Annotated in this window: 15 protein-coding genes and 3 tRNA genes; 14 read left to right on the top strand and 4 right to left on the bottom strand. The window is 52.3% G+C overall.

Annotation, left to right across the window (positions count from 1 at the left end):
- The first annotated feature begins 96 nt into the window (after nucleotides 1-96).
- The 5 genes from ACN06F_RS12605 to ACN06F_RS12585 all read left to right on the top strand — a co-directional run bounded on the left by ACN06F_RS12605 (nucleotide 97) and on the right by ACN06F_RS12585 (nucleotide 8,407).
- On the top strand, nucleotides 97-2,118 hold the full coding sequence (locus ACN06F_RS12605) for an FAD-dependent oxidoreductase (protein ID WP_433924016.1): 2,022 nt from the start codon (nucleotides 97-99) through the stop codon (nucleotides 2,116-2,118).
- A 151-nt stretch (nucleotides 2,119-2,269) separates the two neighbouring features.
- Nucleotides 2,270-3,313, top strand: a complete 1,044-nt coding sequence (locus tag ACN06F_RS12600) for a threonine aldolase family protein (RefSeq protein WP_038476998.1) — start codon at nucleotides 2,270-2,272, stop codon at nucleotides 3,311-3,313.
- Between the two features lie 279 nt (nucleotides 3,314-3,592).
- A complete protein-coding gene (locus tag ACN06F_RS12595) occupies nucleotides 3,593-5,515 on the top strand; it encodes a PrkA family serine protein kinase (protein WP_433924015.1) in 1,923 nt (640 codons plus the stop codon).
- 19 nt (nucleotides 5,516-5,534) lie between these two features.
- Complete coding sequence (locus tag ACN06F_RS12590; protein WP_038476992.1) at nucleotides 5,535-6,824, top strand: YeaH/YhbH family protein; 1,290 nt, start codon at nucleotides 5,535-5,537, stop codon at nucleotides 6,822-6,824.
- A 20-nt stretch (nucleotides 6,825-6,844) separates the two neighbouring features.
- Nucleotides 6,845-8,407, top strand: a complete 1,563-nt coding sequence (locus ACN06F_RS12585) for a SpoVR family protein (RefSeq protein WP_433924014.1) — start codon at nucleotides 6,845-6,847, stop codon at nucleotides 8,405-8,407.
- Nucleotides 8,408-8,486: 79 nt separating this feature from the next.
- Here the strand turns inward: ACN06F_RS12585 and ACN06F_RS12580 are convergent, their stop codons facing one another.
- The gene (locus ACN06F_RS12580) at nucleotides 8,487-8,801 is read right to left on the bottom strand and encodes a high-potential iron-sulfur protein (protein ID WP_038476986.1); all 315 of its coding nucleotides are present in this window, start codon (nucleotides 8,799-8,801) and stop codon (nucleotides 8,487-8,489) included.
- A 259-nt stretch (nucleotides 8,802-9,060) separates the two neighbouring features.
- Between ACN06F_RS12580 and ACN06F_RS12575 the strand changes: the two genes are divergently transcribed.
- Both ACN06F_RS12575 and ACN06F_RS12570 read left to right on the top strand, forming a co-directional pair.
- Nucleotides 9,061-9,336, top strand: a complete 276-nt coding sequence (locus ACN06F_RS12575) for an Lrp/AsnC family transcriptional regulator (RefSeq protein WP_009721675.1) — start codon at nucleotides 9,061-9,063, stop codon at nucleotides 9,334-9,336.
- A gap of 61 nt (nucleotides 9,337-9,397) precedes the next feature.
- The gene (locus ACN06F_RS12570) at nucleotides 9,398-10,261 is read left to right on the top strand and encodes a DNA/RNA non-specific endonuclease (protein ID WP_038476982.1); all 864 of its coding nucleotides are present in this window, start codon (nucleotides 9,398-9,400) and stop codon (nucleotides 10,259-10,261) included.
- Nucleotides 10,262-10,481: 220 nt separating this feature from the next.
- Here ACN06F_RS12570 and ACN06F_RS12565 read toward each other — a convergent pair.
- The 3 genes from ACN06F_RS12565 to ACN06F_RS12555 form a co-directional block, all read right to left on the bottom strand.
- Nucleotides 10,482-10,568, bottom strand: a tRNA-Leu gene (locus ACN06F_RS12565).
- A 44-nt stretch (nucleotides 10,569-10,612) separates the two neighbouring features.
- Nucleotides 10,613-10,699, bottom strand: a tRNA-Leu gene (locus ACN06F_RS12560).
- A gap of 103 nt (nucleotides 10,700-10,802) precedes the next feature.
- A tRNA-Leu gene (locus ACN06F_RS12555) sits at nucleotides 10,803-10,889 on the bottom strand.
- A gap of 246 nt (nucleotides 10,890-11,135) precedes the next feature.
- Here ACN06F_RS12555 and rnr point away from each other — a divergent pair.
- From rnr to dnaB, 7 genes are all read left to right on the top strand, one after another.
- Nucleotides 11,136-13,538, top strand: coding sequence for a ribonuclease R (rnr, locus tag ACN06F_RS12550; protein WP_038476979.1), 2,403 nt, complete (start codon nucleotides 11,136-11,138; stop codon nucleotides 13,536-13,538).
- Nucleotides 13,539-13,540: 2 nt separating this feature from the next.
- Nucleotides 13,541-14,335 (top strand): 23S rRNA (guanosine(2251)-2'-O)-methyltransferase RlmB, encoded by a 795-nt coding sequence (gene rlmB, locus ACN06F_RS12545; RefSeq protein ID WP_089039382.1) that lies wholly within the window; start codon nucleotides 13,541-13,543, stop codon nucleotides 14,333-14,335.
- A 212-nt stretch (nucleotides 14,336-14,547) separates the two neighbouring features.
- Nucleotides 14,548-14,931, top strand: a complete 384-nt coding sequence (rpsF, locus tag ACN06F_RS12540) for a 30S ribosomal protein S6 (RefSeq protein WP_009721681.1) — start codon at nucleotides 14,548-14,550, stop codon at nucleotides 14,929-14,931.
- A gap of 33 nt (nucleotides 14,932-14,964) precedes the next feature.
- On the top strand, nucleotides 14,965-15,192 hold the full coding sequence (gene rpsR, locus ACN06F_RS12535) for a 30S ribosomal protein S18 (protein ID WP_009097135.1): 228 nt from the start codon (nucleotides 14,965-14,967) through the stop codon (nucleotides 15,190-15,192).
- Between the two features lie 12 nt (nucleotides 15,193-15,204).
- Nucleotides 15,205-16,056 carry a hypothetical protein gene (locus tag ACN06F_RS12530; protein WP_089039381.1) on the top strand — a complete coding sequence of 284 codons (852 nt, stop codon included), beginning with the start codon at nucleotides 15,205-15,207 and terminating at the stop codon, nucleotides 16,054-16,056.
- A 15-nt stretch (nucleotides 16,057-16,071) separates the two neighbouring features.
- Nucleotides 16,072-16,518 carry a 50S ribosomal protein L9 gene (gene rplI, locus ACN06F_RS12525; protein ID WP_038476968.1) on the top strand — a complete coding sequence of 149 codons (447 nt, stop codon included), beginning with the start codon at nucleotides 16,072-16,074 and terminating at the stop codon, nucleotides 16,516-16,518.
- A 219-nt stretch (nucleotides 16,519-16,737) separates the two neighbouring features.
- A complete protein-coding gene (dnaB, locus tag ACN06F_RS12520) occupies nucleotides 16,738-18,126 on the top strand; it encodes a replicative DNA helicase (RefSeq protein WP_009721684.1) in 1,389 nt (462 codons plus the stop codon).
- Nucleotides 18,127-18,153 lie beyond the last annotated feature (27 nt).

Here is an 18,153-nt window from a genome sequence, read left to right as displayed (position 1 = left end):
AAGGGTGACAGATTAAGGGGTGTAAAGGACTGTACGTGAGGCGGTGTATGTCATACGCTTGTTTGAATGTGCTTAATAATATAAAGGAGTACCGTGATGAACCATACGCCCGCTTATCCGCATCTGTTTCGACCACTGACCGTTGGCCATTTAACGCTACCTAATCGCGTATTGATGGGGTCAATGCACACCAATTTAGAAGAAGCTCCCAACGGCTTTGAGCGTCTGGCAGCCTTTTATGCTGAGCGAGCTCGCGCGGGTGTCAGCCTGATTGTGACGGGCGGCATTGCTCCTAATGCTGAAGGCGCTGTGTTCCAAGGGGCAAATGCCCTTACCGACGAGTCTCAGCTAGCTGAGCACAAGAGCGTTGTTGATGCCGTTCATGACGCGGGCGGGCATTTGTGTATGCAGATTCTCCATGCCGGGCGCTATGCCTACTCGCCAGAGCTGGTGGCCCCCTCAGCGCTGCAGGCGCCGATCAACCCGTTTATGCCTCGGGAGCTTTCAAGTGACGACGTTGAGCAGCAGATAGACGACTATGTGCGCTGTGCGCAGCTTGCCCAGCAGGCGGGCTATGACGGTATTGAGGTAATGGGCTCTGAAGGTTACTTGATCAACCAGTTTATTTGTCGTCGCACCAATCAGCGTGATGATGAGTGGGGCGGTGATTTTGAGCGACGTATTCGCTTCCCGATCGAAATTGTGAAACGCATTCGCGCGGCAGTAGGCGAGCGCTTTTTGATGATCTTTCGCCTATCGATGATTGATCTGGTGGAAGAAGGCAGCACGTGGGAAGAAGTGGTGCAACTTGGCCAAGCCATTGAAGCCGCGGGCGCGAATGTGATCAACACAGGTATTGGTTGGCACGAAGCTCGGGTGCCAACCATTGTAACCAGCGTGCCTCGTGCAGCGTTTACCGAAGTTACTAAACGCATTAGATCAGCACTATCCATCCCGCTGATTACCACCAACCGTATCAATATGCCCGAGGTGGCGGAGCGTGTGTTGGCTGATGGGCATGCGGATATGGTGTCGATGGCACGCCCGTTTTTGGCTGACCCTGAATGGGTGCGTAAAGCCGAGGCGGGTCTTTCAGACGAAATTAATACCTGTATTGCCTGTAACCAAGCCTGCTTAGACCACACCTTTATGGGCAAGCTCACATCGTGTTTGGTTAACCCCAGAGCGTGCCATGAAACCGAGCTGACCCTCGAACCCACGCAAACACCCAAGCGGGTAGCGGTTGTCGGCGGCGGTCCCGCGGGGCTTGCCACCGCCGTGGCCGCTGCTAGCCGGGGGCATCACGTGGTGCTGTTTGAGCGACGTAGCGAGTTGGGTGGGCAGTTTAATTACGCCCGTAAAATTCCCGGTAAAGAGGAGTTCAACGAAACGTTGCGCTACTTCCGGGTGATGTTAGAAAAACACGCGGTAGATGTTCGCCTAAATACGGCGGCTACCCTCGACACACTAGCTGAATTTGACGAGGTGGTGATTGCCACCGGCGTTACCCCCCGTGAACTTGCGCTACCGGGGGCCGACCATGCCAGTGTGCTTAGCTACGCTGAAGCTATTGAGCATCCTGAACGTGTGGGCCAGCGCGTAGCCGTGATTGGCGCTGGTGGTATTGGCTTTGATGTATCAGAGCTGCTCGCTGACCAGGGGCATCCTGAAATGGATGTGGCCGCTTGGTGTGATGAGTGGGGCGTTGACCTTGCCGTGGGCGATCGTGGCGGTCTAAAGCCGCCCATGCCGCCAGTGTCTCCCCGTGACATTGTTATGCTTCAACGCAAAAGCTCTAAGCCAGGTAAGAACCTGGGCAAAACCTCGGGTTGGGTACATCGTGCATCACTAAAACAGCGGGGAGTTAAAACCCTGACTGGCTGCGAGTATTTGAAAATCGATGATGCCGGTCTTCACATTCGCCGCGATGGCGAGGAGCAGGTGCTGGCGGTGGACACTGTCGTGATATGCGCTGGGCAGGAGTCGGTTCGTGAGCTTATCGCGCCCTTAAGCCAAGCGGGAGCATGCTTTCATGTGATTGGCGGTGCCGATGAAGCTGCGGAGCTAGACGCTAAACGAGCCATCGATCAAGGCACACGTCTTGCCGCTTCCCTGTAGCGATAGGGCCAAGCGAGTCAGGCGGGTGACGTGAGCGTTGCAATGGCGATAGACTGGTCGATCAAGGTGGCTGTTAACCACAGTTAACAAATTAAGGCGCGAGTGGCACCCAGCTTGCGCCGTAAGATCGTCAGATAAAAGGACTATCGTCATGACCTCGGAGTGTACCCCACGATTTTTAGCCAGTGACAACACCTCAGGTATCTGCCCAGAGGCTATGGAATACCTGCTTGAAGCCAATCAAGCTGATGATTTGGCCTACGGCAATGACCGTTGGACTGCCCGTGCCGCAGATCGTTTTCGTGAAATGTTTGACTACGATTGCGATGTTTTTTTTGTGTTTAACGGTACTGCAGCAAACTCACTGGCACTTTCTGCAATGGGGCGCAGCTACCACAGCGTTATTTGTCATGAATTGGCCCACATTGAAACCGATGAGTGTGGTGGCCCTGAGTTCTTTTCTAACGGTGCGAAACTGCTGACCTCGCCAGGGGCTAACGGCAAGCTAACGCCCCAGGGTATTGAAGCGCTGGTCACTAAACGTAGTGATATTCACTATCCCAAGCCTAAAGTAGTGTCGCTTACCCAAGCGACAGAAGTTGGCACGGTCTACTCTCGGGAAGAGTTACTGGCAATACGCGCCATGGCAGACAAGCACGATTTACGCTTGCATATGGACGGCGCGCGGTTCGCCAATGCTTGCGCTGGCCTCAATGCAAGCCCCGCCGAGCTAACGTGGCAGGTAGGCGTCGATGCGTTGTGCTTTTCGGGAACCAAGAACGGGCTAGCATTTGGTGAGGCGATTCTGTTTTTCAACCGTGATTTGGCTGAGGACTTTTCCTACCGTTGCAAACAGGCAGGTCAACTGGCTTCGAAAATGCGCTACGTTTCTGCCCCATGGCTAGGGTTGTTGGAAAGCGGCGCGTGGTTAACCAACGCTGAGCATGCCAATGCCATGGCACGGTATTTATCCGAAGGGCTGCAAGCACTGCCTGGCGTTTCACTGATGTTTCCGACCCAGGCGAATAGTGTTTTCGTTGAGTTTCCTCCTCATGCTATCGAGGCGTTGAAAGCCAAAGGCTGGACCTTCTATACCTTTATTGGAGCGGGTGGTGCACGTTTTGTATGCGCTTGGAACACTACCGTTGAATTGCTGGATCAACTGTTGGCAGATGTAAAAGAAGTGCTGGGATAATACTGCCTAAACTGTGCCTTCTAGACGCGTTATTGCCCGCCATTGCGCCGCCTTTCAGGCGGCGTCGTGCGTTCTGAACACTGTTTTTAGGGCCATCGCACATTCAACGCAACTTAATCTCTCCAACCGTGCTCAAATTATTAAACATTGTGCGTTGAAGGTTTAGTCATCACTTTTTGCTAATGCTGACTACGCTGATAGAGCAACACCTCGTATTGCGCACCGCTTGATGTTTGGGCTTGGCGGTAGCTGCTGGGGGATGGGCCACAGGAGAGTTCCATGAGCATCTTTGATCACGTTCAAGACCGATTTGCCCGCGTTCAGCAAGAGGACATGAGCCTAGAGGAGTATCTGGCGCTTTGTCGCCGTGATCCAAAGGTTTATGCCAGCGCCTCGGAGCGTATGCTGGAAGCCATTGGCGAGCCTGAAGTGATCGACACGGCGAAAGACCCGCGTCTATCACGCATTTTCTCGAACAAGGTGATTCGCCGCTATCCTGCTTTTGCTGAATTTCATGGTATGGAAGAAGCTATCGAACAAATTGTGTCGTACTTCCGTCATGCCGCGCAGGGATTAGAGGAGCGTAAGCAAATCCTCTATTTACTGGGACCAGTAGGTGGCGGTAAATCGTCGCTGGCTGAACGCTTGAAGCTGTTGATGGAACGTATCCCGTTCTATGCCATTAAAGATTCACCCGTGTATGAGTCACCGCTAGGACTTTTTTCGCCGGAAGAAGATGGTGAACTTCTGGAGCAAGAGTACGGTATTCCCCAGCGCTATCTGCGCAGTGTTATGTCGCCATGGGCGGCGAAGCGCTTAAAAGAAGCGGGCGGCGATATTTCTCAGTTCCGGGTGGTGCGCCTTTATCCCTCGCGGTTAAATCAAATTGCTATCTCTAAAACTGAGCCAGGCGATGAAAATAACCAGGATATTTCGTCGTTAGTGGGTAAAGTCGATATCCGTCAGTTGGAGCTTTACTCGCAAGATGACCCCGATGCCTACAGCTTCTCTGGCGGGCTCTGCCGCTCTAACCAAGGGTTGATGGAGTTCGTTGAGATGTTTAAAGCGCCGATTAAGGTGCTGCATCCATTACTTACCGCTACCCAAGAAGGTAACTACAACCCCACTGAAGGCATGGGGGCCATTCCTTTTGACGGTGTGATTTTAGCCCACTCAAACGAATCGGAATGGCAGGCGTTTCGCAATAACCGCAACAACGAGGCATTTTTGGATCGTGTCTATATCGTCAAAGTGCCTTACTGCCTGCGGGTCTCCGAAGAGATAAAAATTTACCAAAAGCTGCTTGAAGACTCCTCACTTAATGCAGCCCCTTGCGCGCCTGATACGTTGCGCATGCTGGCGCAGTTCTCGGTGCTTTCACGGCTAAAAGTGCCAGAAAACTCCAGCATCTACTCCAAGATGCGCGTTTATGACGGCGAAAACCTGAAAGACACCGATCCTCGAGCAAAGTCGATCCAGGAGTATCGTGATGCGGCGGGGGTGGATGAGGGCATGCAGGGGTTGTCTACCCGTTTCGCCTTCAAGATACTTTCTAAAGTGTTTAACTTCGATGGCACTGAAGTCGCCGCGAACCCTGTGCATTTGCTGTATGTGCTAGAGCAAGCATTAGAGCGCGAGCAACTGCCTTCAGAAGTATTTGAGCGCTATATCGGCTTTATCAAAGAGTTTCTGGCACCGCGCTATGTCGATTTCATTGGTAAGGAAATCCAAACAGCGTACCTAGAGTCTTACAGCGAGTATGGGCAGAACATCTTTGATCGCTACGTAACCTACGCGGACTTTTGGATTCAAGATCAGGAGTATCGCGACCCCGAAACGGGCGAATTGTTGAACCGTCAGTCACTGAATGACGAGCTCGAAAAAATTGAGAAACCAGCAGGCATCTCTAACCCGAAAGACTTCCGTCACGAAGTGGTTAATTTCGTATTGCGGGCGCGTGCACAAAACAATGGCATGAACCCCAGCTGGCAGTCTTATGAAAAGCTCAAAGGCGTTATCGAGCATAAGATGTTTGCGAATACTGAAGAGCTATTACCGGTTATTTCGTTTAATGCGAAGGCGTCGAAGTCGGATCAGAAGAAGCACGAGGACTTTGTGGCGCGCATGGTGGATCGTGGCTATACCGAGAAACAGGTTCGGTTGCTTTCCGAGTGGTACCTACGCGTGCGCAAGTCCCAGTAGCGGATAATCGGGAGGTCGTATGACCTACTTTATTGATCGAAGGCCTAACGCTAAGCATAAAAGCGCGGTCAATCGGCAGCGCTTTTTGGAACGTTATCGCAAACATATCAAGCGTTCGGTGGAGGAGGCGGTTAACCGCCGCTCCATTACCGATATGGAGCGAGGGGAAAAGGTATCCATTCCTACCAAGGATATCTCTGAACCGGTGTTTCAACATGGCCCGGGCGGTGCGCGCAATATCGTATCGCCCGGCAACAAGGAGTTTTTAGAAGGAGATAAAATTCGCCGCCCTGGTGGCCAGGGCGGCGGAGATGGCGCGGGCGAAGGTGGTGCTTCCAATCAAGGCGAGGGTGACGACGAGTTTGCTTTTACCCTGAGCCGCGAGGAGTTTTTGGAGTTTGTATTTGATGGTCTTGAGTTGCCTAATTTGCAGCGCAAGCCATTGAAGTCACTCGAAGAGATAAAAATGGTGCGTGCGGGGCTCGCGCGTGACGGGGTGCCGTCGCGAATTAGCATCACCCGATCAATGCGGGAAGCTTACGCACGTCGCATTGCCATGCGTGCCCCCATTAAGCGAGCGTTGAAAGAGGCTCAAGAGGCGCTCGCCGCAGAAGAACGCAAGGATCCGGTGCTGCGCAATCCGGCGAGAATAGTTGAGCTAAAGGCAGAAATAGACCGCTTGGAAAAGCGCATTGAGGCGGTGCCATTTATTGACACCTATGATCTGCGTTACCACCAGTTGGCAGCGCAGCCTCAGCCTTCCAGTCAGGCGGTGATGTTCTGTGTCATGGACGTTTCTGGTTCCATGACCCAAAACCATAAGGACATTGCTAAGCGGTTTTTCCTATTACTTTATCTATTTTTGGAAAAGCATTACGAGAAAGTAGAGCTGGTATTTGTGCGCCACCACACGGCTGCGCGGGAGGTAAACGAGGAGGAGTTTTTCTATTCCCGTGAAACTGGTGGCACCATCGTTTCCAGCGCGCTCACCCTGGTAAATAAAATCATCGAAAAACGCTATCCCGCTGGGCAGTGGAATCTGTATATCGCTCAGGCATCGGACGGCGATAACTGGGATGATGATTCGAATATTTGCCGGGACTTACTGGTTAAACAGCTCATGCCGCAGTTGCAGTACTACGCTTATGTGGAAATTACTCCCCATGAGCATCAGTCGCTATGGCATGAATACGAAACGGTCGCCGCGCAATTTCCCGAACGGTTTGCGATGCGCCAAATTGTCGATGCTGGGGATATCTACCCGGTCTTCCGTGAGCTGTTTAAACGTCGGTTGAGTCAAGAGCAGTAACGCGAACCGAGGAGTACGCCATGAGTGTAGCCCGTAAGCCAATAGCGACTGGTTCCGACTGGAATTTTAGTGTGTTGGAGCGCTTCGACGAGGAGCTCGCTAGGCTCGCCGATGAGTACCGCCTAGATACTTATCCCAATCAGATAGAAGTGATTACCACTGAACAGATGATGGATGCCTACGCGAGCGTGGGGATGCCGGTAGGTTATCACCACTGGTCGTTTGGTAAGCAGTTTCTTGCCGTTGAACAAGCCTACAAGCGCGGCCAGATGGGGCTTGCCTATGAATTGGTGATTAACTCCAACCCATGTATTGCCTATCTAATGGAAGAGAATACGTTAATGATGCAGGTATTGGTCATTGCGCATGCCTGCTATGGGCATAACTCTTTCTTTAAAGGCAATTACTTGTTCCGTGCCTGGACCGATGCCGACTCCATCGTTGATTACCTAGTATTTGCTCGTAAGTATATTGCTCAGTGCGAAGAGCGCCACGGTGTCCATGCTGTAGAGCAATTGTTAGATGCCTGTCACGCTCTCCAAAACTACGGTGTAGACCGTTACAAGCGCCCCTCACCCATTTCTGCTGAAGAAGAGGTAAGGCGTCAAGAAGAGCGCGAAGCCTACCTGCAGACCCAGGTCAATATGTTGTGGCGCACGATCCCTGGCGCGCCCGATGGCGTTTCTCCACTGCCGGGTAGCCTGCACAGCGAGGCAGATCCACTTGGCCTGCACAGAGGCGGTATTTATCCCTCAGAGCCACAGGAAAACTTGCTCTACTTTATTGAGAAAAATGCGCCGCTTCTAGCTCCCTGGCAGCGCGAAATTGTGCGTATCGTACGTAAACTGGCGCAGTACTTTTACCCCCAGAGACAAACCCAGGTGATGAACGAAGGATGGGCTTGTTTCTGGCACTATACGCTGATGAATCGTTTATACGATGAAGGGAAAGTCGATGAAGGCTTGATGCTGGAGTTTTTGCAATCCCATGCCGCGGTTATCAATCAGCCAGGCTTTGATAGCCCACACTACAGCGGCCTTAATCCCTACGCGTTAGGGTTTGCGATCTTTATGGACATTAAGCGGATTTGTGATGCGCCAACGGATGAAGATCGGGAGTGGTTTCCCGATATTGCGGGTAGCCCGTGGCGCGATACCGTTGAGTTTGCAATGCGGAACTTTAAGGATGAGTCGTTTATACAGCAGTTTTTATCCCCCAAGGTAATACGCAATCTCAAGCTGTTCTTAATTGTTGATGATGATCAGATGGAGACACTGGAAGTCGCAGCAATTCATAATGAGCGAGGCTATCGGCGAGTGCGTGAGGCGCTGTCAACTCAATATGCGCTATCGGTGCGTGAGCCCAATATTCAAGTTGTCGAAGCGGCTATACGCGGGGATCGTTCGTTGACGTTACACCATGTACAAGATAGCCGTCGGCCCCTTGGTCGCAGCGTATATCCGGTGATTCGCCATTTGCAGCAGCTATGGGGATTTCCGGTGCATTTGGTCTCAATGGAAGAGGGGCGTGTGACGCGCCGTTACCAGTGGCCGATTGAGGAGGAAAACAAAGAGGTGAGTTAAGGTTAAATAACTACCCCGCGGCAAGCGCGGGGTAGTGGTCAAGCTTGGTTGTTTCACCAAGATCAGTTGGCTACTAATATTAGCCTTTGGCAGTCCAGGACTGGCACCAGCCGCCTGCTTCAACGCTATTTTGCGGGAACAGCTGGCAACCTGCGGTTTCTGCATTAAAGAACATGCAGTTTGAGCACAGCTCCCCTTCCTCGTAGGCCGGGTGGTCGCTTGCGTCACTGGCTACTTCTACGTAATTAAGTGCCTGGGCAGTAGAGTTAGATGGGTCAAGGCGAGGCAGTTCCTGGGCAAAAGCAGTCTTTGACAGGATGCCAGCACCAAATGGCAGGGCGGCTAGACCCATTACGCTATTACGCATGAACTTACGACGGCTCTGATTGGCCATGGTGTCTCCTTAGCGTCACGGTTTGACGTTTTTTTGCTTATGTTATTGGGTGGTGAACCACCTCTAATACTCCGACAGAGCTAATAAGCCGGAGTTCTCTAAGCCATGCTAGCGCATGCTCAAAATTAGTGCGAATAACCTTATGAAAAGCGCGACAATTAACCACGTCACTGAGTGGTGCTTGGTCTTATCAAGCAGCCTGTTATACTCGCCTCTGATTGCTGATTAGATTGTTGTTAACGCTATTGTTGGGGGTGCTATGCAAAACGCTGTGATTTTAATCAATACTGAGAAAGGCCAGGTAAAAGCAGTCGCCGAGCGCCTTGCTGATGTAGACGGTATTAGTGAAGTCTATTCGACGTGTGGTCGCTATGATTTGGTCGCCATTGCCCGGACCCCTGATTTTGAAAGCCTTGCAGAACTGGTCACGGAACGTCTAAACGCTGTCGAGGGTATTAGCGATACCGAAACGCTGAATGCCATGCAGGTGCACTCCCGTCACGACCTAGAAACGATGTTTTCCCTGGGCTGGTAACCAATAAATTACCTGACATAAAAAGCAGGATGCAGAATCATTATTGTAGGGAGTAAGTCTGTTGGGGAAATCGCTTTCGCGCTGGCGTCGTCAGGGAAAACGCCTGGGTATCGCTGTGCTTTTTGTCATAGTAGGAACGGGGCTTTGGGAGTTTCAGGAGCGTCAGCATCAGGATGACTATACCTGGATGGGTGTGCCTACCTGGGATGGGTTTCAGCTAACAACGTTTCACCGTGTGCTGAGAAACGATGGCTTCTTAGCGGGATGGTCTGATGTGCGGGTAAACCCACTTTGGGTCAGTTATCAAGTCGAAGCGGTGTCCGATGATACTCGTATTGGCCCACGGCCTAATTTTAAGGCTGACTGGCGCACGTTATGGCCAATAGGTACGGATAGCTATTCCGGCAGTGGTTATGATCGCGGACACTTGGCACCTAACTATGCCATTGCAGCGGTGCATGGTCGTAACGCTCAGGTCGATACCTTCTTGATGAGTAACATGACGCCTCAGCGACCTAATCTGAATCGCCAGCTTTGGCAGCGTCTTGAAGAGTCGGTGATGGATCATTTTGCACCGCGCTTTGATCGCTTGCAGGTGATTACTGGGCCTATTTTTCCTGAGCGCTACATGGACAATGTGTTTAATCGCGTTGGTTTTGTGGAAGTGCCAGAAGCGTTCTATAAGATCATTGTTGTGCCGGATGAAGAGGCTCCGTTGGCGCTTGCCTTTATCATGCCGCAAGACGTTCGTGGTAATGAACCGTTAGATGATTATCTGGTAACTATCGATGAGATCGAGTCGCGCACAGGGCTAAACTTCTTCCCTGATTTAGCGGCAGAGCGTGAAGCTGTATTGGAAGGGCAATTGCGTACTCAAGGCTGGGCACTAGAAGAAGTATCGCGTCGTCCTGGGCGTTTCCAATAATGCAAAAATACCGCGATGGCGAAGACGGTCGCTTGAGCGGTGTTTTTTTGAGCGGATCTTTCTAGCCAGGATTTTCTGAATAGTATTTTATGAATAGGGAGGGGCTAAACAAATAGTCTAGATAGATAGTGGGAGCATCAAGCAGGAAGCGTTGAAGTTAGTTGCTGAACGGCGAGTGGTGAAGTGTTGATCAGCGCTGATGTAAACTGAATCTATGAAATGGTGCCCAGGAGAGGACTTGAACCTCCACGACCATACGGTCACTAGCACCTGAAGCTAGCGCGTCTACCAATTCCGCCACCTGGGCATATCATATTTCGCTACTGACTCTTACTGCTGTTTGTATTCGTATGGTGCCCAGGAGAGGACTTGAACCTCCACGTCCATACGGACACTAGCACCTGAAGCTAGCGCGTCTACCAATTCCGCCACCTGGGCGAATACAAACGTTTTGCTAATACTTTATCAATACTATTTCTAAATAGTACTGCTTGCCGCTACACCATTTTACACCATGAAAAGGGGATAACATGACATAAAGTGGTGCCCAGAAGAGGACTTGAACCTCCACGTCCATACGGACACTAGCACCTGAAGCTAGCGCGTCTACCAATTCCGCCATCTGGGCAAGTGGCGCGTATGATACCGAGGCCACGCTTAAATGCAAGACCCGGTAACTGTTTTTTATCATTAAAATCGTACAATTGCCGTGCTAGGTGGTTGGGTGATTGAGCGGGCAGCGCTATAATGGAGTTATGACCAAACCAAACATGATGTTTTTCAGTCGATCAATGGCTGAATCCCCCCGCCCGCAGCGCACTGCGCCTGCGCAAACTGTCTGCCTCCCGCAAACGCAATCAAGGATGTTGATCGCATGAAGTACTGGACGTTGAGTGATGATCCGCACGCCGAGCGCGAGGCGCAAAAGTATGATAATCCTGCGCCCAGCCGCGAATATTTATTAGCTGCCCTGGAAACGTACGGCAAGCCAATAACCCACGAAAATATGAGCCGCATGCTCGGCATTGAAGATGAAGATCATCTTGAAGCTATTCGCCGTCGTATGGCTGCCATGGAGCGTGATGGTCAGGTGCTGCGCGATCGACGCGGCGCTTATGCACTAATTGATAAACTTGACCTTATTAAAGGGAAGGTACTGGGCCACCGAGATGGTTTTGGCTTCCTACTGCGTGATGATGGTAAAAAGCCAGACTTAGTATTGCCCCCTCGTCAGATGCGCCGTGTTTTCCACGGCGATTATGTGCTGGCGCGTGTTAGTGGCCGCGACCGCCGCGGTCGTGATGAGGCGACTATTGCCGATGTGATTGCGAGAAATACCCAAACGATTGTGGGTGTATACCGTAGTAATTCACCTGAGTTTGGTGTGCTGATTCCTGAGAATCCCCGCATTACCCAGGAAGTTATCATTCCTCATACTGCAAGCGCTGGCGCGAAAGATGGGCAGGTGATATCAGCGAAAATCGTTCAGCAGCCGGCTACGCGAGTTCAGCCAGTTGGTGAAGTTATCGAAGTGCTGGGTGAACGGATGGATCCTGGCATGGAAATAGATATCGCGATTCGTAGCTACGATATACCCGCTGAGTTTCCGCCAGAAGTGCTTGACCAAACCAGCGGTATTTCAGCAGAAGTATTAGAGGAAGATAAGCAACACCGTGTCGATCTGCGTGAGATTCCGTTGGTCACCATTGACGATGAGTCCGCCAAAGACTTTGACGATGCGGTATGCGCTTGGAAGACCAAGTCGGGCAGTTGGAAGCTGCTGGTAGCGATTGCTGATGTATCGCACTACGTGCGCCCGGGGACTGCGCTTGATGATGAGGCGCGTACGCGGGGGAACTCGGTGTACTTCCCAGGCCAGGTTGTGCCGATGCTGCCTGAGCTGCTCTCAAATGGCTTGTGTTCGTTAAATCCCCAAGTAGATCGCCTTGTGATGGTTTGCGAGATGAATATCTCCAAGACGGGCGCTATTAGCCGCTACTCATTCTATGAGGCGGTAATGAACTCCCACGCTCGCCTGACCTACAATAAAGTGGCGGCCATCCTCGATAAAGAGAGTGATGAAGGGGAAGCGCTGCGCAATGAGCACAAGGCGCTAGTGAAGCCGTTGCAAAATTTGCACGAGCTTTATGGCCTGCTGCGTAGTGCCCGAGAAGAGCGTGGTGCGATTGATTTTGACACCACCGAAACAGCGATTATCTTCAATGATGAGCGCAAGATTGAAAAAATTGTCCCGCGTACTCGCAACGATGCTCATAAGCTAATTGAGGAGTGTATGCTGGCGGCCAATGTGGCTACCGCGCGCTTCCTGGATAAGCATGACTTGCCCGCTCTTTACCGTATTCACGAGCGCCCGACCCCGGAACGTCTTGATAAACTGCGTCTGTTCTTGAGCGAGCTGGGGCTCTCCGTTGGTGGTGGCGACATGCCGACGCCTCAAGACTATCAAGCGTTACGTGAGGCGATTATTGATCGCCCAGATGCTGACATCATCCAAACTGTCATGCTGCGCTCAATGAATCAGGCGGTTTATTCGCCCCAGAATGAGGGCCATTTTGGCTTGGCTTACCAGGCCTATGCGCACTTCACTTCACCGATTCGTCGTTACCCTGATCTATTGGTGCATCGCGCCATTCGCTCAGTCATTCGCGGGCCACGGCAAACCAATACGGTTGTTCGGGTAGAAGGCGCACCGGTTGATCCACCAAGCAAGTGGTGCCCTTATACCTTCGAGCAAATGCTTGAGTTGGGTGAGCACTGCTCAATGACCGAGCGGCGGGCTGATGAAGCAACCCGTGATGTTGAAAGTTGGCTTAAGTGTGAGTTTATGTCCGACAAGCTGGGCGAAACGTTCGAAGGTACTATCGCCTCAGTGACTCAGTTTGGCTTGTTTGTGCGACTGGATGACTTCTATGTCGAAGGGTTGGTGCATGTCACCTCGCTGCCCTCTGACTACTACCACTATGAGGCAGAGAAGCATCGCCTCAAAGGTGAGCGCACAGGCACGACCTACCGCTTGGGTGACGGGCTTACGGTTCAGGTTGCGCGGGTAGATATGGATGATCGTAAGATCGACTTTGGTTTAGCTGACGAGAAACCCCGGCCACGCCGCCAGCCGCGCAAACGCCGCGGTGGAGAAGGTGGTGCTGGAGTAGAAGGGGGAGCTAGCAAAGCAGCATCAGCTGATAAGCAGCCGACGCGCCGTGGGCCAAGACGCACGCGTAATGGCCCGCGTAAACCATCACCGAATAAGGGTTGAGCATGAAATCGTCGTCTCGACGTAGCTCGCGTCCGGCTGTTCGTACTCCGGATGGGCTAGACCAAGTGTATGGCGTTCACGCCCTGGAAAGTCTGCTGGAACGGGGCGAAACGCCCCTTGAGTTGTGGGTGCAGCAAGGAGCGGGTAACCGCTTGAAGGAAGTGGTTGCGAGCGCTCAGGCTCGTGGTGCGCGGATTAAAGAGCAGTCTCGCGACTTGCTGGATCAGCTTACGCAGGGTGCAGCCCACCAAGGGGTTGTGGCATTTTGCCCGCCGCTGGTTCCCGAAGGGGAAGAGTCGTTGTGGTTGAAGCTACGCGCATGGCAAGCGTCTGCACCGCCGCTATTGTTAGTGCTGGATGGTGTTACCGATGTCCATAACTTTGGTGCGTGCCTGCGCAGCGCGGATGCCGCCGGTGCCCACGGTGTGATTGTGGCTAAGGATAAAGCCGCGCCGCTGAACGCGACGGTGCGGAAAGTGGCTTGCGGCGCAGCCGAGGTGGTGCCTGTTTATCAGGTTACTAACCTATCGCGTACATTGGCTAAGCTAAAAGATGCCGGTGTATGGATTACTGGTACTGCTGGTGAAGCTGAGGCTAGCCTGTTTGAGATTGATATGACTGGCCCGACTGCATTAGTGATGGGCGCTGAAGGGAAGGGCATGCGCCGGTTAACCAGGGAAGCCTGCGATAATTTGGCAAAGTTGCCTATGGCCGGACAGGTGTCTAGCCTGAACGTATCGGTCGCGACAGGCATTTGTTTGTTTGAAGCTGTTCGGCAGAGGCAGCTTGCAAGTTAAGCACTAGCCCACTAGAATGCTTTCGCCCGTTTAACTTTAAGCGGGCGCTCGTATTGGTTAACAGTTAATACGAAAAACAGTTCTGCTTGATGCCCCAAATGACATCGTTCGCGGTGAGCAACGGGCATTTCAGTTAACTCCTTGCTTCCCTGTCGTCATTGATACAGCTGTGTCAATACACACCGGAAGCTGTCAAACCGCAAGGAGATTCCATGCGTCATTATGAAATCGTGTTTATGGTCCACCCGGATCAGAGCGAGCAAGTGCCGGCTATGGTCGAGCGCTACACCAGCATTGTTACCGAAAACGGTGGCACTGTGCATCGCTTGGAAGATTGGGGCCGTCGTCACCTGGCTTACCCGATCAACAAGATCCACAAAGCCCACTACGTGCTGATGAACGTTGAGTGCACCGGCGAGACTCTCGAAGAAATCGAGAACATCTTCCGTTTCAACGATGCCATCATCCGCAGCTTGGTTGTTCGCTGTAAAGAAGCGATCACCGAAGCTTCTCCGATGATGAAGCCGGCAGAAGAAAAGCGTCCGCGTCGCGAAGATAAACCGCGCGCAGAAGAAGCTGAAGAAGAAACTGCCTAATTTCATCCACCGCACGTTTTAAGGAGCTAGTCCATGGCACGTTTTTTCCGTCGCCGTAAGTTTTGCCGCTTCACTGCTGAAGGCGTCAAGCAGATCGACTACAAAGATCTCGACACGCTGAAGGCTTACATCACCGAAACCGGCAAGATCGTTCCGAGCCGTATCACCGGCACCAAAGCACGCTATCAGCGTCAGTTGGCGACTGCTATCAAGCGTTCGCGTTACCTGGCACTGCTGCCCTACTCCGATAGCCATCAGTAAGCGTTTAACGTGATGCTGGCACTGGCGAGATGGCTCATGCGGAGCACGCCCTATGCCATTGGCGGGGCGGCGTTAGCGACGCTAGTGCCTTGGCTGTTCTGGTTAGGGGCAGCCATCGCCGCGCTAGTTACCTTACGCAAAGGTTTTGCACCTGCGCTTCCGGTAATTATCGCTGCTGCACTACCTGCGGGTTTCTGGTGGTCTCAAGGTGACGTCATTCCACTTGCTAGCGTACTGCTAGTAACGCTGATGGCGGTTATCCTGCGTGAGAGGATGCGTTGGAGTGAAGCGTTAATCGTTGGCGCATTGGCGGCAGCGGTTATGGTTCAACTCGGCATCTTTATACCGCCAGGTGGAACAGAGTTGATGCTGGAGCAACTGCGAGCAAGCTCTACTGAGATTGATCGCATGCTGACAGAGTTTGCTAACCAAGGTATTGATGCACCCACGCTCGCCGCTATGGTGATCGGTGGTGTAACAGGCTTGGTGGTATTGTTGGCCGCTATTGCGTGTTTGGCTTTGGCGCGAAGCTGGCAAGCTGGGCTTTATAACCCAGGCGGCTTCCGCGAAGAGTTTCACGCACTGCGCCTATCGCCCAAAGAGCTGGCTGTTTTAGTCGTGCTTGGTGTGGGGGGTATGGTGTTGGGAGCGCACGCTCTGGCAATGCTTGGTTGGATTCCACTGCTGGTAGCTGGCATTGCGCTAGTGCATGGGTTTATTGGAATAAAGGGGATGAACGGGCTGTGGCTGGTGGCATTTTATGTGCTACTGATCACGACCTGGCCCACGATTCTCATTGTGCTGCTGTTGGGGCTGATTGATACATTCGCGAACGTTCGCGCACGCCTTGCCCGCAGCAACTGACAAGAGGTTTACGAGATGGAAGTCATTCTGCTCGACAACATTGGTAAGCTGGGCGGCCTGGGTGACAAAGTCACTGTAAAGCCCGGTTATGGTCGTAACTATTTGGTTCCTTACGGCCTAGCCGTGCCGGCAACCAAAGATAACGTTGAAGCATTCAAAGCCCAGCGTGCTGAGCTTGAAGCCCAAGCCGCTGAGCGTAAAGCAGAAGCTGAAGCGCGTGCTGAGCAGCTTAACGACATCGAATTGTCGTTGGTTTCTAAAGCAGGCGATGAAGGCAAACTGTTCGGTTCTATCGGTCCTCGTGACTTGGCCGACGCTATTTCCTCTGCTGGCATCGAAGTTGCCAAGAGCGAAGTACGTATGCCGCAAGGTCCGATTCGCCAAACTGGCGAATACGACATCGCTCTACACCTGCATGCAGAAGTAGATGCTGTTGTTCGCGTGGTTGTTGTCGCAGAGTAAACGCTCTCGCCAACGCTGACGCCTCAAAGGGCGCGGGTCTTCCCGCGCCCTTTGTCTTTTTAATCTAAACCGTTCTAAGCGCGGTCAAAAACGTTTGAGGTGTGGGTCGAATTTTTTTGAACGTCGCTTGGCGGAGATAGGTCGCTTATGGTGGGTTTGAGATTGTCCCGCTAAGATAGTCATCGTTATTGGCTACGCTTTATGATTAAGGAGCTCACTATGCAGGACCAGCCTTCTGCTGATCAGGAAACGGCAGCGATAAAGCTGCCGCCGCACTCTCTTGAGGCGGAGCAGTCGGTGCTAGGTGGGCTAATGTTGGATAACCAAGCCTGGGACAATGTTTCGGAACGGTTGGTGGCGGATGATTTTTACCGCTATGAGCATCGCTTGGTATTCAATGTGATGATTCATTTGGCCGAATCCGGGCAGCCGCTTGACGTTATAACGCTGTCAGAGGCATTAGAAGCGCGTGATCAGTTGGATACGGTGGGTGGTTTGGCATTCTTAGCTGAGCTGGCCCGCAACACGCCTTCTGCCAGTAATATTCGTGCTTATGCGGATATCGTTCGCGAGCGGGCAACGCTGCGCAAATTAATCCGTGCGGCCAATCAAATTGCTGACGGGGCGTTTTCCCCGCAGGGCCGTCCTGCTGATGAGCTGCTTAACGAAGCTGAGCGACTAGTCTTTCAGATTGCCGAAGAGCGGCCGAAAACGGGCGGTCCTATCGGCATGAGTGAACTGCTAACCAAAGCCGTTGATCGCATTGATGAGCTGTTCAACCTAAAGGGTGAAATGACAGGTCTCTCCTCGGGGTTTCGTGACCTCGATGAAATGACTTCAGGCTTACAGCCCTCAGATTTGGTGATTATCGCGGGCCGCCCGTCAATGGGTAAAACCACTTTTGCCATGAATTTGGTGGAGCATGCGGTTATTGCTAGCGATAAGCCGGTGATGGTGTTCTCCATGGAGATGCCCGCGGAATCTCTGATGCTGCGTATGCTCTCTTCGTTGGGTCGGATTGATCAAACCCGTGTGCGTTCGGGGCAGTTGGAAGATGAAGATTGGCCGCGGCTGACATCAGCGGTCAACCTGCTCAAAGACAAGCAGTTATTTATTGATGATACTGCGGCGCTTTCGCCTAATGAAATGCGCTCACGCCTGCGTAGAGTGGTGCGGGAGCACGGCAATATGGCGCTGATCATGATTGACTATCTGCAGCTAATGCAGATTCCTGGCTTCTCTGAAAACCGTACCGGTGAGATATCGGAGATTTCCCGCTCGCTAAAAGGGCTGGCAAAAGAGTTTCAATGCCCTGTTGTAGCACTTTCACAGCTTAACCGTTCGTTGGAGCAGCGCCCCAACAAGCGTCCTGTCATGTCGGATCTGCGTGAATCCGGCGCGATTGAGCAGGATGCCGACGTCATTGCGTTTGTTTACCGAGATGAGGTGTATAACCCTGACAATCCTGACAACCAAGGGATTGCCGAGCTGATTATTGGTAAACAGCGTAACGGGCCTATCGGTACGGTACATATGGCCTTTATTGGTAAATACACACGCTTCGAAGACCTTGCGCCCGATAGCTATGGCGAAGCGTTCGGTGATTAACTTGAGCGTTAGGGGGGAGAACGTATA

This window comes from Vreelandella sp. 21, from assembly GCF_050995515.1.
GTDB classification, from domain to species: domain Bacteria; phylum Pseudomonadota; class Gammaproteobacteria; order Pseudomonadales; family Halomonadaceae; genus Vreelandella; species Vreelandella alkaliphila.
Note: the sequence above shows the minus strand (reverse complement) of the source record. Positions and strands in the feature narration are given on the sequence as shown.